Source organism: Vibrio kanaloae (genome assembly GCF_024347535.1).
Classification (GTDB): Bacteria; Pseudomonadota; Gammaproteobacteria; order Enterobacterales; family Vibrionaceae; genus Vibrio; species Vibrio kanaloae.
Window position 1 is genome coordinate 847,362 of sequence record NZ_AP025498.1, and the last position, 13,258, is coordinate 860,619.

A 13,258-nucleotide genomic window follows, 5' to 3' on the forward strand; every position below is an offset into this window, starting at 1 on the left:
AAGGATTTCCCCATGCTAACTGAACAAATCATTCAATCGCTTCGCGCAGTACGAGAACAAAAGCCACTGGTGGTGAACATCACCAACTACGTCGTGATGAACAATACGGCGAATGCTTTGTTGGCGATTGGTGCTTCTCCTATCATGGCGCACTCGCAACAAGAACTGGCTGAGATGATGTCATTCTCTGGCGCTTTGGTGGTTAACATTGGCACGCTAGACAGTGTTTGGACGCCGCGAATGTGTTTCGCGGTTGAGCAAGCGAATGCCAACAACAAGGTGGTGGTTCTTGATCCTGTGGGTTGTGGCGCAAGTACGCTGCGTACTGAGACTTCTCGTGAAATTGCACGTTTAGCGGATAAGTTGATCATTCGTGGTAATGCCTCTGAGATCATTGCGTTAGCGGGGGAGCATGCCCAAAGCAAAGGTGTGGATGCGTTAGATAGCAGTGATGCCGCATTAGACGCCGCAAAATGCTTAGCAGCTGAATACGGTGCGAATGTGGTGATTTCCGGTGAGACAGATTACGTTGTCACTAAAGATAGCGTTGCGACGTTAAACAATGGACACCCAATGATGCCGTATGTGACAGGCATGGGTTGTACCTTAACGGCATTGACGGGCGCATTTGCTGCTGTTGGAGATGAAAGTGGTTTGGCGGCAGCGGCGGTATTAGGCGTGGTTGGTGAAATCGCAGCTGAAAACTCACGCGGTCCGGGTAGTTTACAAATGAACTTGCTCGATGAGTTGTATCAATTAGACGAAGAGACTCTGATTCAACGCTTGAAGATTCAGTAGGCTCAATCTAGTTCTAAGCTCAAAACTGATAGTTCTAAGTTAATAGCTCTTAACTTAAAGAAAAGCCCCCGACACTTTATGTGCTGGGGGCTTTTTATTATTGGTTCAGAACTAGGTCAGCTGTGTTAAAGCTAGTTTTGCTAGGTTCTAAATCGATTCACTTGGCTTTCTAAGTGGTGAGCAACGTCGGTTAAGTCGCTCGCGGCGCCAGAAATGCTGCTGACCGACTCTTGGTTGCTTTGTGCGATGGTGTTTGCACCTTGTGCATTCTCACCCAGCGACTTAGTCAAGCAATCCTGTTCATCAACCGATACTGCAATCTGGCTGTTGGCCTGATTCAAATCTTGGATGTGTTGGTTAATCACATGCAGGTTCTGAGAGGCTTGTTGTGCCTGAGTAGAAGCATCTGAAACCGTGCTGTGGCTCTCTTTGATCGACTCTAACGCGTCTTTAGCGCCACGTTGTAGCGAGGTGATGAGCTCATCAATCTGGCTTGCAGAGTCTTGAGTACGCTTAGCTAGCGTTCTCACTTCATCGGCTACTACTGCAAATCCACGACCTTGTTCACCCGCACGAGCAGCTTCAATAGCCGCATTCAATGCCAGTAGGTTGGTTTGCTCAGAAACGCCTTTAATTACTTCAAGAATGGCACCAATGTTCATCGACTCTTTGTGTAGGTCAGTCACTTTTTGGCTGCTGACCTGCATGCTTTCATCGGCGCTACCAATCTCATGCAGTGTTTTGTCGACCTCTTTGAGTCCCATTGCCACATTCTCGGTTGCTTGGTTTGCAACTTGAGACGCGTGGTTAGCACTTGCCGCAATTTCTGATGTGCTGGAAGCCAATTGATCAACGGCAGAAGAGATATTGATCATTTCATTGTTCAATTGTGTTGCATTGGTCGAGCTGTTGTTTGTCACCTGATTAAGTGACTCCGACATCTCACCAATACGCACGCTAGAGCGGTTCACTTGACCAACAATATCGCGCAGTGATTCAATGGTGATCTCCATATTGGTCAGCAGTTCGCCAATCTCGTCTTTGCTCTCTATGTTTACTTCAACATTCAGGTTACCTTGAGAAAGCTCGTTGGTGATCTGTTTAACCTGCGCGATGCCTTTGGTAATAGAGCGAGTCACCAGCACGGCGCTTGTCATACCAATGACCAGAGCAACCCCCGTAAGCAAGATGATGATTTGAATAGAGCGTTTTTCACTGGCTTGCAGTACTGGCGTGAGCGCTTGCTTTTGTTGCTCGAGAATACTTTGAGCATCCGCGACTGCAATCGCTAAGCTGTCACCAATAGAGGCGAGGGTAGCGGTTCTTTGCGTGTTCTCAATCATCTGTTGATGAACCTGTTCAAAGCCTTTTGCATACGCTTCGCGCTGGTTAGAGAAGTCTTCAATCAGCTCACTTTGATACGGCGATGATTTAAGAGATTCAATATCACCTTCGATTCCTGGAAGTGAGTATTCAAAGATATCTTTACCCGCTTCATAGGTTTTGAGGTCATTGTTGTTTGAGTAACTGAGTACGGTGATCTTGGCTGCGAGGAAGTTCTCCATCAACATGCCCGCGTATAAGCTCGCGTTTGGATCGTTGTTATTGTATGACTCATACAGCAAGCTCTGAGCCGCTTTCAGTGCGTTGGTTTCTCGTTTGACCATCTCCACATTTACCAATTGGTCAATGAGGAGCTGACTCTGTTTCATTGAGCCATAAGCCGAATCAAATGCCGCAACGTTGTCCTGCACTAATTGCAAGCTCGATAAGCTATCTGTATTGGTGGTTGTTTGGATTAAGTTGTTCAGCAGTTCATCAATCGCGAGTTTGCTTGATTGATAATTCGCCTCATATTGCTCATCCAATGACTCTAAGTAGCGTTCAGAGGCTAAACGCATCTCAAGAAAGTCTACTTGAATGTTACCTGACAATGTCGCCTTGTGGCTAAGATCACTGTATTGGCTAAAGCCATTCGACAAGGTTTGAATACCTTTGTAACTCACAAAGCCTGAAATGACGAAAAAGAGCAAGCAAATGGCATAACCCAGCTTGATCTTGAGCGCTATAGAAAGGTGGCGCATAACTATCCCTATATTTACCTGATTCCTTCATCGCTGAGTATTCCATAAAACAGCATTCTGGGCATGCTTGAAGTGAATATTTTGTGTAATAAGTAATGCTTTAGTTAAAAAGTTCAGGTTTTTCGGTATGCTCTCAACGAGTTGCGTATTTGATGGCGCGTGTGTAATTGAGTTTATTAAGTATCAACTAGCATGCACATTATGCGATTTGTCGGTAAAATAGTAGAAAATCAATTTTATAAATCAACGCCAAAGGCACGCTATGAATCCTTATAAACTCTACTTGGTAACAGACGACCAACAAGATTTAGCAACACTTAAGTTCGTGGTTGAACGAGCGGTCTCAGGTGGCGTCACTATGGTTCAAGTAAGAGAAAAGCATGGAGATGTAAGAGCTTTCATTGAGCGTGCAAAAGCCGTTAAGTCGGTTTTAGCCGGAACGGGTGTACCGCTGATTATTAATGACAGGGTGGACGTTGCATTGGCTGTGGATGCTGATGGTTTACATTTAGGGCAATCGGATATGCCTGCAGTGTTGGCTCGTCAGTTGATTGGCCCAAACAAGATTCTTGGGTTATCGATTGAGACCGATAAGCAGCTACAAGAAGCTGATAGCTTGCCGATTGATTATATTGGCCTCAGCGCGCTGTTTGCTACACCGACTAAGACAAACCTAAAGAAACACTGGGGTTACGAAGGCATTCAAATGGCGTTGGATAGCACTAAGTTACCAATCGTCGGCGTTGGCGGAATCAACGAATCGAACATCCCTCAGCTTACTGAAACGGGCATTCATGGGCTAGCATTGGTATCAGCGATATGTCACGCCGAAGATCCGAAAGCCGCGACAGAGTATCTGTTGTCTCTTATGAAGTGATGTGGTGAAACTAACGACAATATTAACGCGTCGAACAATCAAGGTTTTAGTTTGCTTGCCACTGGTTGTACTGCAGTGAATAGCCACCGAGTTTTTCAATTAAGTTAGTGAGCACGGGTCCATTGATGTGACTTCGTGAAACTAAACAACCCACTGGCGTGAGCCAGCCACCATGTTCATGCGCCACAGGTAGAGCCACTAGCTTTCCTTTCTTAATTCCTTCCATCACCATCATTTCAGGTACATTTGCCCAGCCAACATCCTGTTCAACGAGATCAATGATGGTTCTGTGGTTGTTGGCATACCAAAGCATCGAGCTAATGCCATAGGTGAACCACAGTTCTCGCTGCTTGGAACTGCGATGCACGCATTGGCGGTAACGTTTTAAGTCGGAATCTTGCACTACGGGCATTTGGCTGAGTTCGTGCGTGGCGGAGCTTACAGTCAAAAAGCGTGCTTGGCCAAGTAAGAAGAAGTCCATATCCACCTTAAGTTCACCATCTGCATAGATGATGCCTATCTGCGCTTTTCCGCGTCTCACTAGATCTTCTACATCGAAGGTTGAGGTCGTAATAATATCGAAGTGTGTAATTGGGAACTGATCGGCTAGTGAACTAATTATCTTGATGAAGTTTTTATCAATGATGCTCTCATCAACAGCAATGATCAGTTCGTGCTCGTCTTCCTGTGTCAGCGATTCTACTTTTTGATCGAAGTACTTTTGTTGGTCGAGAATAGACTTAGCGACAGGCAATAACGCTTTACCTGTGTTGGTCAAAACAGGGATGTTTTTCTCTCGGTTAAACAGCTCTTGGTCGATAGCGATCTCTAGGTTAGCGATTGATTGGCTAACGCCGGACTGAGCGCGTTTCAGCTTGCGTGCGGCCGCTGAGAAAGATCCACTTTCACACACAGTGACGAAGACTTTTAGTTGCTCAAAACTGTACATGGTGTCTCTCAATTCTAAATAGGGGGATAATATTCAGGCTATCACTATTCGTGATGGTTGTTAACTTTCTATTATTATTTACGATGACATAATCCTAGCCAATCCAACACATAGTAGATTATTTAGAGGAATGTATGAGTACGTTAGAAAGAGTGTTTCACTCAGTATTATTTGAAGTTTTGGCTGTAACGCTTTCAATTATAGGCTTAGCGATATTTACCGATCATGATGTGAATGCCTTATCAGGAACCATGATAGTTGTTGCCACCATCGCGATGATTTGGAACTACTGTTTTAACCGCATTTTTGATCGCTACTTTACGGGTGAAAAATCCAAGCGTTCGCTTAAATTACGTGTTTTTCATGTCATGTTGTTCGAAGCTGGTCTGCTGGTCGCGACTATTCCAGTGATGGCTTACTTGCTTAACGTGGGGATATGGCAGGCATTTTTGATGGACATCGGCGTTACTGTCTTTATTACCATTTATGCGTTTGTATTTAACCTGACTTATGACCATGTTCGAGCATTTTGGGTGCAACGAACTGAATTGGCCCTTCGGTGAAATCTAGGTGTGACGCCTAAGGGTATGTTTTCTATATGTAACTCATTAAGTTTCCGAAATACCATGGTTAATAATGGTATGATCGAAGGTCCAGCACCATGAGTTATAAAGAATAGGAAAGAGAATGACTAACCTTACACATCAGCAAGAAGATGCAATGGCTACGTTTAAGGAAAACCTACACCTTCCAAATGGTGGTTTTCATAAACTGATTATTGAGCTAAGTAAGGAATATCAGCTGCCTTTTCAAAAGGTGCGTGCCGTTTTAAAGAAGGCTCAAAAAGACGTTGAACGTCAAATCCGTGAAGATTTTTCGAGTATTGATGATACGGTACTTAGCCAAGCGAATTGGTTGAGCATCATTAAGTCAAAGCTTATCGAACTGGCGAAAGATAACCAAACGGTGATGGATAAGCTGCAACTCAATCTGAAATATCAAAAAGTGTTGTCGGCAACCAATGGTTCAATTGCAAGTGAAGACGAGCGTGATGAATTGATTGAAGAGTTGATTCAAGCTTATGAAAAAGAGGTATTCAAGCCTTTACTGGCGATGCTGCATACAACAAAACTGTATTGGAAACTGATGCTGGTGGATGAGACATGTAAGATGAATGAGGTGAATCGTGAGAAGTTCAGTGATTACCCTCAACACATGCAAGCTGCAGAACACTTATATAAACTTGATCAAAAGTTAAGGTCGATGCCGTTAACGCAATGATAATGACGCATTGATGATTCAAGGTTCAATATAAGCGACTTTCAATGAAAGCACGATAACCTAGCTAGCGTGAGCCGCGTGTGAAATGCAAAAGGGCTAGGTTTCTAATTTTCTTTGTTCTGCTGGAGCGAATTGAGGGTCACATTTTGAGACTAAATATGTAATCTTTGGGAAATGCTATAGGAGTGTGAAATGTCCTAGTGTGTTTCCGTTGCCCGAAACTATTGTTCCGACGCTGTCCTGTTCATTAAACTCAAAGTCTATGAGATAACTGTTGTGTTGTAGCTTTGGCAATATGTGGCGGTGGAGTATATCGCTATTAAGTTGTCGAATCTCTGTGATCCATGACAGTTCTTCTTTTAGTAAGTCTATTTTAATTGTGAGCATTTATTACCTTTTAGTTTATTGACTGTTTTATCGCGTGATAATTGATACCAATGTGTTTGTCGTGTTGTTCTGCGTGACATAATTGTGCCTTGTGTTTATTACATTTATATTTAAGTAGTTGAACTATTTTTAATTTGCTAGAAAAAAAGCAAATAACGAATAGAACGGTAGTGGGATCGAATTTGAAAGCTATTGAATGACTATCTAGGTGAAAGCTGACGCAGAGATGGTGTAACGAGGGAATCGAGAACTGTCTATGAGGAACTTGGACTGAATTTAGCATTAACAGCTCTTTAAATCAGAGCCAGAGGACGCACTATACGCCTAGTTTTTTTAATTACAACTTTATTTTCAATTAAACTTAAAATAATCAGCATACAGAATTCCATTTATAGGGAGATTGATGAACATAATGATGGCTGATGATTGGTTTCAAAATATGAAAGGTTTGATGCTTCACTGATTTATTTTTTTAATACGATATGGTTGTTTTTGCAACGAGAATGACTGTCGCTAATGGCTAATCGAGATAACCAGATATGAATATCCACTTTTACGCATTTGAATACAAAAGTTGTTGTGCTGCACACTTGATGCGAATATAATTGATAACTATTATCACTTGCGTTGCTGGTTTGTTACTCATTCAATAACAAACTTTACGTTATCGTTATTTAGCTGTTGTTTACGCATCAGATTACTTATGAATCATGTGACTTTCATAAGTGAGTCGCGGTTTGTATCAACAACACAGGAAGAGACATGAAAAAAATAATCAATTCAGTTCGCCAATTATTGAGCGGGCTTGCTGTTGCGTTATCATTCACGATGGTCGTTCAAGCGGAAACCGTCACCATTGAGCATGTAAAAGGTACAGCGCAGTTTACTGCAGTACCACAGCGAGTGGTGGTTCTAGGCCACGGTAGCTTAGATGTGCTTGATCAAATCGGTGTGCAGCCAGTTGGCGCGCCTCATAGCTTGCTGCCTGATTACCTAGCTTCGTACAAAGATACGACGGCAAATACAGGCTCATTAAGCGAACCTGATTTTGAAGCTATCTACATGTTGAAACCTGACATCATCATCGCGGAAAACCGCATGCTTAAGGTTTACGACAAACTGGCACAAATTGCTCCGACCATCATGTTCTCTATTGAAGGTGACAAGTACTGGGCTGATGCTCAGCAAAATTGGCGCGCACTAGGCGACATCTTTGGTAAGCAAGCTGAAGTCGAAGCGATCATTAAAGAGACTCAAGCTTCTATCACAGCAGTAAACGACAAAGTAGCGTCTGACGAAACTTCAGCAATGATGTTGATGAACAACGGTAATAATATTGCGATGTTCAACAAAGGCAGCCGATTCTCTATCATTTTTGATGACTTTGGTTTCGTTGAATCAAAGAGTGCGGTAGTGGCCCCAATTAAAGGGAGTCACGGTAACTTAATCTCATTCGAATACATTGCTGATGCAAAACCGGAAGTGCTTTACGTACTTGACCGCGAAAAAGCGATTGGTAAGTCAGAGGGGCGAGCACAACAACTATTCAATAATCCATTAGTAGCTGCAACACCAGCAGCGCAAAAGGGCAACATTGTTTACCTCGATTCAAGTGCTTGGTATCTGGCGGGTGGCGGTGTAACTGCGGTTCACAGAATGCTTGGTGACATTGAACGTACCATTCAATAGTAACCAATAGTTCGATTCTTGGGCTTATAAGAACGTTCTTATAAGCCCTTTTCACTTTCCATACGGGCTCCCCGAGACTACCTTTAGTGTTATTTCTATGTTGAAACCCATTGCAGCTGCTGTATTTCTTGTTGTGCTATGTGTGGTGTCATTGATGGTTGGGGTTGCTGAAATCAATTTTAGTGATTTCTTAAATGGCAACCAACACGCCAATTCTATTTATATTGTTAGCCGGATCCCTCGACTATTCGCGATTGTACTTGCCGGAGCTGGTTTGAGTGTCTCCGGTCTTATTATGCAGCAGATCGTGCAAAATAAGTTCGCCTCGCCGTCCACGATGGGTACGATTGACTGTGCCATGTTGGGGTATATCGTTGGTATACTGATGCTGGGTAACGCCGCGCAATGGAGCTACTTAGGCTTCACCTTCGCGTTTGCAGTTTTCGGTACCTTGTTATTAGTTCGTTTCTTACAACATCTTAAGTTTAAGAATGCGGTTTTGGTGCCATTAATTGGTATTATGTATGGTAACGTTGTCTCGTCTCTAACGACATTTATCGCCTACAAGTATGACTTGGTGCAAACCATGTCGGCATGGACAATGGCGAATTTTGCGAGTGTGTTACAAGGCAGCTATGAAATTCTGTACCTCGCGGTTCCTGCTTGTGTGTTGGCTTATTACTTCGCCAGCCAATTTAGTGCGGCGAGTATTGGCGAGAGCTTTGCAAAAAACATCGGCCTGAATTATCAGAAGATTGTTTTTATCGGTGTTTCTCTAGTCGCGATCTGTGCTTCTTCTGTGGTGATGATCGTCGGTGTTATTCCATTCCTTGGTCTAATCGTTCCTAACATTGTGTCTTTAATGATGGGCGATAACATGAAGAAAATTTTACCTTGGACGGCTTATTGGGGCGTGATCTTGGTGTTAGCTTGCGACTTGTTAGCTCGAGTCATCATCTTCCCTTATGAGATTCCAATCTCGATGGTAATCAGCATCTTTGGTGGCTTGATTTTTATCTACCTAATCATGAGAGACAAGACGAATGCGTGATTCAGTAAAAATTGCGATTCTGGCCATCGCGTCTTTGTGTATGGCGGCAGTCTTTGTGGGGCAGGGACTTACGTGGGATAACTATGAGTTCTTCTTGTCTCTGCGACTACCCAAAGTGCTGTCGATTGTGTTGGCGGCTGTGGCGATCTCGGCGTCGTCACTGGTTTTCCAAACCATCACTAATAATCGAATTTTAACACCTTCAATTTTGGGTTTTGACAGTTTATACATGCTGGTTCAAACGTCTCTTTTGTTTGTGTTCGGTGGTACCAGTTTTTGGGTAATTGACGTTATCGCTAACTTTTCACTGTCTGTGGCGGTGATGATCTTGTTCTCATTTGTGTTGTTTCATTTCTATTTCAAGAGTAAACGAAACAACGTATTTACACTGTTGCTGATTGGTATCGTGTGTGGCAGCGTATTCTCGAGCCTTTCCAATTTCTTAACTATGTTGATTGATCCAAACGAATTTGCAGTGCTGCAGAATGTGATGTTCGCAAGCTTCAACAACGTAAAAGGTGAGTTGGTTTACCTTAGTATTATTCCATTGGGGGTGAGCGTGTTTGGCCTGTGGCTTCTGGCTCCCAAGCTCGATGTGCTTTGGCTTGGGGTCGATAATGCGACAAGTTTAGGTGTGAACACTAAGCGACTTACCCAAATTACGTTAATCATTGTTTCCATTATGGTGGCGATATCCACTGCTTTAGTCGGGCCTGTGCTTTTCTTTGGCTTGATCACCGTGAGCTTGGCTCGTCAGATGTTCAGCTCTTATCAACACCGCGTGCTTATCATCGCCAGCAGTTTGTTAGCAGTGGTGCTGTTGTTGTCTGGGCAATGGTTTATTGAAAAAGTGATGGCGTTTGAAACCACGGTGAGTGTGATTATTAATTTGGTTGGCGGTTTATATTTTATGTTTTTGTTGTTACGCACCAGAATTCATTAAAGGTAGTAAGTAGTGATTAAATTAACAGGTTTGAGTAAGAAGTATGGCAAATCACTCGTGGTGGATGATGCCAGTGCTATGTTCCCAAAAGGCGAAGTGACTTCTATTATTGGCCCAAATGGTGCGGGGAAAAGTACATTGCTTTCAATGGCGAGTCGCTTAACTGAAAGTGACGCTGGTGAGGTGATTATTGGTGACAAGTTACTGGCTGAATGGGATACCAAAGAGCTGGCAAAGCACCTTGCTGTCCTAAGACAGTCAAACAACATCAACATGCGATTTACGATTCGTGAGTTGGTCTGTTTTGGTCGTTTCCCTCATTCCCAAGGTCGCTTAAAAGCAGAAGATAATAAAATTGTTGATACTGCTTTAGAGCACCTCGGTATTACTGATATTCAAAACAAATACCTAGATGAGTTGAGTGGCGGTCAGCGTCAAATGGCGTTTATTGCAATGGTTGTGGCGCAAGATACCGACTATGTGTTCTTGGATGAGCCACTCAACAATCTTGATATTAAGCACTCGGTAGAAATCATGCAGACGCTTCGTCGTTTAGCGCATGAGTTTAATAAAGCGGTAGTGATCGTGATTCACGATATCAACTTTGCTTCTTGTTACTCAGATAACATTGTTGCAATGAAAAAAGGCCAAGTGGTTAAGTCGGGTAAGGTCTCTGAAGTGGTTGAAAAGTCAGTAATGGAATCGATCTACGAGATACCGTTTGAGATTCGTGAGTTCGATGGCGTTCGCATCTGTATGTATTACTCAGGTCGATAACCTTGCTGTATCCAACCATGAAAATTGATATCACTTAAAGAACCTAGCCTTTACTTTTATGATTACCCCTCGTAACTCTTAGCATTAAAGGCTTTCGGTCAATCTACGAAACGAACGAATGACAGACACTGTGTTTGATCAACTCAATCACAGTGTTGTATCTGTGTGGTAGCTTTCTGTTTCGCTTCTGAATCAAATATAAGGTTTCTTCAACTTCTACTTTTGGAGGAACTACATACAACTTATCGCGTTCTGGAAAATGTTCCACAGCGCCCGCTGGTAAAACCGTAAACCCAAGCCCTTTTGATACAGGTAGCAAGATCTGGTGAAGCTGATTGATGTAGCCAGATCTTGGTATCTCATTAACGTTGATGTTCGCTAAGTCTTTATCTCCGCACAGGTCGAAATACAAAGACAAATAGTGTGCAGAATCTGGATGGGCAATCAGGCCTATGTCATGAAGTACTTGCGGCGTTATCTCTAAATCAGCAAGACTGTGATGGACGATAAGACACAAGGCTTCTTTGCCAATGACTTGGCTTTGGTAATAACTGTCGTTGGGCGAGTGTCTAACGATGCCGATGTCAGTCGTGCCTTGGAGCAAATCATTTAATATCTTTTGGTTTGGCGCAGCTTCTAGGTGAATGCTTAATTCTCGATGTTGTTGCTGCAATTCAAGAAGCTTTGGATAAAGGCGCAGAGATAAAGAGCCAGAGCACGAAAGGTTACATTGTCCTGAATACGGGTTGTCAAAACTCAGAGACTCAAAAAGGTCTTCTTGGTCTTTCTCTAGCTTAAGCGCATAACGATACATAATCCGGCCTTGTTCGGTCAGTTCGAAGCTCTTATTTTCTCTCGATAACAAGTCACAGTGACAAGCTTGCTCAAGCTTTTTGATGTGTTGGCTAACGCCAGGCTGCGTCATATACAGCTTTTCTGCGGTTTGGGTGAAATGACCAACTTCAACCAGAGTTTTAAATGTATTGAGCCAAAGTGGATTAATCATACTCACCTTTTATTCCATAATAACAAAAAATTATTATTATCTTTAATTATGATAATTTCAAATCTAGCGTCTAAACTAGCGTCAATCAAAACTAAAGTGATAGGGAATTTCTGAGAATCAGCGGTTAGGTGACTTCGTGGAGTATCTTATGAGTAACAAAGTGTTGCGACTTTGTTGGATTTTTGGTCTATTGATCAACTGTGCTCATATTTAGGAACGAAGATGAATAGAAATGTTTGGCTGCTCTCACTGTGTCAGGCCTTATTGATGACAGGTAACATATTACTGATTTCGGTGATTGGCTTGATAGGCAAACAGATTGCGCCTAGTGTCAGCATGATTACTTTGCCGGTTGCGCTGCAGTTTTTGGGTTTAATGGCTGCCACTATTCCAGCGTCTTTAATTTCAGGAAAGTTAGGACGAAAACGAGGCTTTAGTATTGGTAATGTAGTCGGTATTACCGGAGCAAGCCTCGCAACTTATGCGTTATCTCAGCAACATTTCTATTTGTTTTGCCTCGCCACATTTTTACTTGGAGTTGGGATCGGTTTTGGTACGCTTTATCGCTTCGCTGCAATTGAAGTGTGTGACGAAAATGCACGCCATCGTGCTATTTCAATATCAATGGCTGGTGGCGTTCTCGCCGCTGTATTGGGGCCTAACTTAGCGATCATGTCTCAGCAATGGTCAGCAGATGGTTTGTATATCGGTGCTTTTGCGTCGTTGATCGGCCTAAACATATTAGCTTTAGCGTTGTTACAAACAATTCAGTTTCCCAAAGTCTCTTTTAATAGCCAAGCACCAAAAGCCGATCCCCTCAGTGTGATCATTAAAGCGCCGAACTTTATTGGTGCCGTGTTTGCTGCGATGGTTGCTTATGCCGTAATGAATATTTTGATGACCGCAACACCATTGGCGATGATCGGCTGTGGCTTTGACTTTACTAAGGCCGCTGGCGTGATTGAGTGGCACGTGTTGGGTATGTTTGTGCCGGCATTCTTTACGGGTTCCCTTATCGAGAAGTTTGGATCACGAATGATGATCCTTGTTGGTGGTGTTCTATTTGTGGTGAGTATTGCCATCAATATCCATGGTGTATCGATTTGGCACTTTAGGGCGGCTTTGGTTGTGCTTGGCGTGGGTTGGAACTTTATGTTCATCGCCGCAACGGGTTTGTTTAGCCAATCTTATGAGTCGCAGAACAAAGCCAAGGCTCAAGCATTTAACGAGTTTGTTGTATTTGGTTGTGTCACTGTCACCGCGCTATTATCCGGCTGGTTAGAATCGACCGCGGGCTGGCAAAACCTAAATATTTACGTACTCCCGTTCGTGTTAGCGGTGATTATGATGTTTGCGTTTAGTGCTCGAAAATCTCACATTCATAAACAATCTGTGTAAGAGGGGGGGGGCGGGTTG

The 13,258-nt window shown here is 43.1% G+C and carries 13 protein-coding genes; 9 read left to right on the forward strand and 4 right to left on the reverse strand.

Annotated elements, in window-relative coordinates; all coding sequences use genetic code 11:
- The first annotated feature begins 12 nt into the window (after window positions 1-12).
- Complete coding sequence (gene thiM / locus OCV24_RS17960; RefSeq protein ID WP_150877373.1) at window positions 13-798, forward strand: hydroxyethylthiazole kinase; 786 nt, start codon at window positions 13-15, stop codon at window positions 796-798.
- Between the two features lie 140 nt (window positions 799-938).
- Here thiM and OCV24_RS17965 read toward each other — a convergent pair whose 3' ends face one another.
- Entirely contained in the window at window positions 939-2,882 is a 1,944-nt protein-coding gene (locus OCV24_RS17965) for a methyl-accepting chemotaxis protein (protein ID WP_150877371.1), read from the reverse strand.
- A 262-nt stretch (window positions 2,883-3,144) separates the two neighbouring features.
- On the opposite strand from OCV24_RS17965, the gene thiE reads away from it, so the two are divergent.
- Window positions 3,145-3,759, forward strand: coding sequence for a thiamine phosphate synthase (thiE, locus tag OCV24_RS17970; protein ID WP_150877369.1), 615 nt, complete (start codon window positions 3,145-3,147; stop codon window positions 3,757-3,759).
- Window positions 3,760-3,805: 46 nt separating this feature from the next.
- Here the strand turns inward: thiE and OCV24_RS17975 are convergent, their stop codons facing one another.
- Window positions 3,806-4,708 (reverse strand): LysR family transcriptional regulator, encoded by a 903-nt coding sequence (locus OCV24_RS17975; protein WP_150877367.1) that lies wholly within the window; start codon window positions 4,706-4,708, stop codon window positions 3,806-3,808.
- A 134-nt stretch (window positions 4,709-4,842) separates the two neighbouring features.
- Between OCV24_RS17975 and OCV24_RS17980 the strand changes: the two genes are divergently transcribed.
- Window positions 4,843-5,271 (forward strand): PACE efflux transporter, encoded by a 429-nt coding sequence (locus OCV24_RS17980; protein ID WP_017058097.1) that lies wholly within the window; start codon window positions 4,843-4,845, stop codon window positions 5,269-5,271.
- 124 nt (window positions 5,272-5,395) lie between these two features.
- Window positions 5,396-5,989, forward strand: a complete 594-nt coding sequence (locus OCV24_RS17985; RefSeq protein ID WP_136980684.1) for a hypothetical protein — start codon at window positions 5,396-5,398, stop codon at window positions 5,987-5,989.
- Window positions 5,990-6,166: 177 nt separating this feature from the next.
- Here the strand turns inward: OCV24_RS17985 and OCV24_RS17990 are convergent, their stop codons facing one another.
- A complete protein-coding gene (locus tag OCV24_RS17990) occupies window positions 6,167-6,376 on the reverse strand; it encodes a hypothetical protein (RefSeq protein ID WP_017058099.1) in 210 nt (69 codons plus the stop codon).
- Between the two features lie 762 nt (window positions 6,377-7,138).
- Here OCV24_RS17990 and OCV24_RS17995 point away from each other — a divergent pair.
- The 4 genes from OCV24_RS17995 to OCV24_RS18010 all read left to right on the forward strand — a co-directional run bounded on the left by OCV24_RS17995 (window position 7,139) and on the right by OCV24_RS18010 (window position 10,836).
- Window positions 7,139-8,065, forward strand: coding sequence for a siderophore ABC transporter substrate-binding protein (locus tag OCV24_RS17995; RefSeq protein ID WP_137034198.1), 927 nt, complete (start codon window positions 7,139-7,141; stop codon window positions 8,063-8,065).
- A 97-nt stretch (window positions 8,066-8,162) separates the two neighbouring features.
- On the forward strand, window positions 8,163-9,116 hold the full coding sequence (locus OCV24_RS18000; RefSeq protein WP_150877365.1) for an ABC transporter permease: 954 nt from the start codon (window positions 8,163-8,165) through the stop codon (window positions 9,114-9,116).
- Window positions 9,109-10,059, forward strand: coding sequence for an iron chelate uptake ABC transporter family permease subunit (locus tag OCV24_RS18005; RefSeq protein ID WP_150877363.1), 951 nt, complete (start codon window positions 9,109-9,111; stop codon window positions 10,057-10,059). The genes OCV24_RS18000 and OCV24_RS18005 overlap by 8 nt, the downstream gene beginning before the upstream one ends.
- Window positions 10,060-10,071: 12 nt before the next feature.
- Entirely contained in the window at window positions 10,072-10,836 is a 765-nt protein-coding gene (locus OCV24_RS18010) for an iron ABC transporter ATP-binding protein (RefSeq protein ID WP_017058103.1), read from the forward strand.
- Window positions 10,837-10,939: 103 nt separating this feature from the next.
- On the opposite strand, the gene OCV24_RS18015 is transcribed toward OCV24_RS18010, so the two are convergent.
- A complete protein-coding gene (locus OCV24_RS18015; protein ID WP_046225167.1) occupies window positions 10,940-11,842 on the reverse strand; it encodes a LysR family transcriptional regulator in 903 nt (300 codons plus the stop codon).
- A gap of 222 nt (window positions 11,843-12,064) precedes the next feature.
- Here OCV24_RS18015 and OCV24_RS18020 point away from each other — a divergent pair, with 222 nt between their 5' ends.
- A complete protein-coding gene (locus OCV24_RS18020; protein WP_046225166.1) occupies window positions 12,065-13,240 on the forward strand; it encodes an MFS transporter in 1,176 nt (391 codons plus the stop codon).
- Window positions 13,241-13,258: the final 18 nt, after the last annotated feature.

Coding starts and splice junctions, on each gene's coding strand:
- thiM (WP_150877373.1), top strand. CDS start 13: ATGCTAACTGAACAAATCATTCAATCGCTTCGCGCAGTACGAGAACAA.
- OCV24_RS17965 (WP_150877371.1), bottom strand. CDS start 2,882: ATGCGCCACCTTTCTATAGCGCTCAAGATCAAGCTGGGTTATGCCATT.
- thiE (WP_150877369.1), top strand. CDS start 3,145: ATGAATCCTTATAAACTCTACTTGGTAACAGACGACCAACAAGATTTA.
- OCV24_RS17975 (WP_150877367.1), bottom strand. CDS start 4,708: ATGTACAGTTTTGAGCAACTAAAAGTCTTCGTCACTGTGTGTGAAAGT.
- OCV24_RS17980 (WP_017058097.1), top strand. CDS start 4,843: ATGAGTACGTTAGAAAGAGTGTTTCACTCAGTATTATTTGAAGTTTTG.
- OCV24_RS17985 (WP_136980684.1), top strand. CDS start 5,396: ATGACTAACCTTACACATCAGCAAGAAGATGCAATGGCTACGTTTAAG.
- OCV24_RS17990 (WP_017058099.1), bottom strand. CDS start 6,376: ATGCTCACAATTAAAATAGACTTACTAAAAGAAGAACTGTCATGGATC.
- OCV24_RS17995 (WP_137034198.1), top strand. CDS start 7,139: ATGAAAAAAATAATCAATTCAGTTCGCCAATTATTGAGCGGGCTTGCT.
- OCV24_RS18000 (WP_150877365.1), top strand. CDS start 8,163: ATGTTGAAACCCATTGCAGCTGCTGTATTTCTTGTTGTGCTATGTGTG.
- OCV24_RS18005 (WP_150877363.1), top strand. CDS start 9,109: ATGCGTGATTCAGTAAAAATTGCGATTCTGGCCATCGCGTCTTTGTGT.
- OCV24_RS18015 (WP_046225167.1), bottom strand. CDS start 11,842: ATGATTAATCCACTTTGGCTCAATACATTTAAAACTCTGGTTGAAGTT.
- OCV24_RS18020 (WP_046225166.1), top strand. CDS start 12,065: ATGAATAGAAATGTTTGGCTGCTCTCACTGTGTCAGGCCTTATTGATG.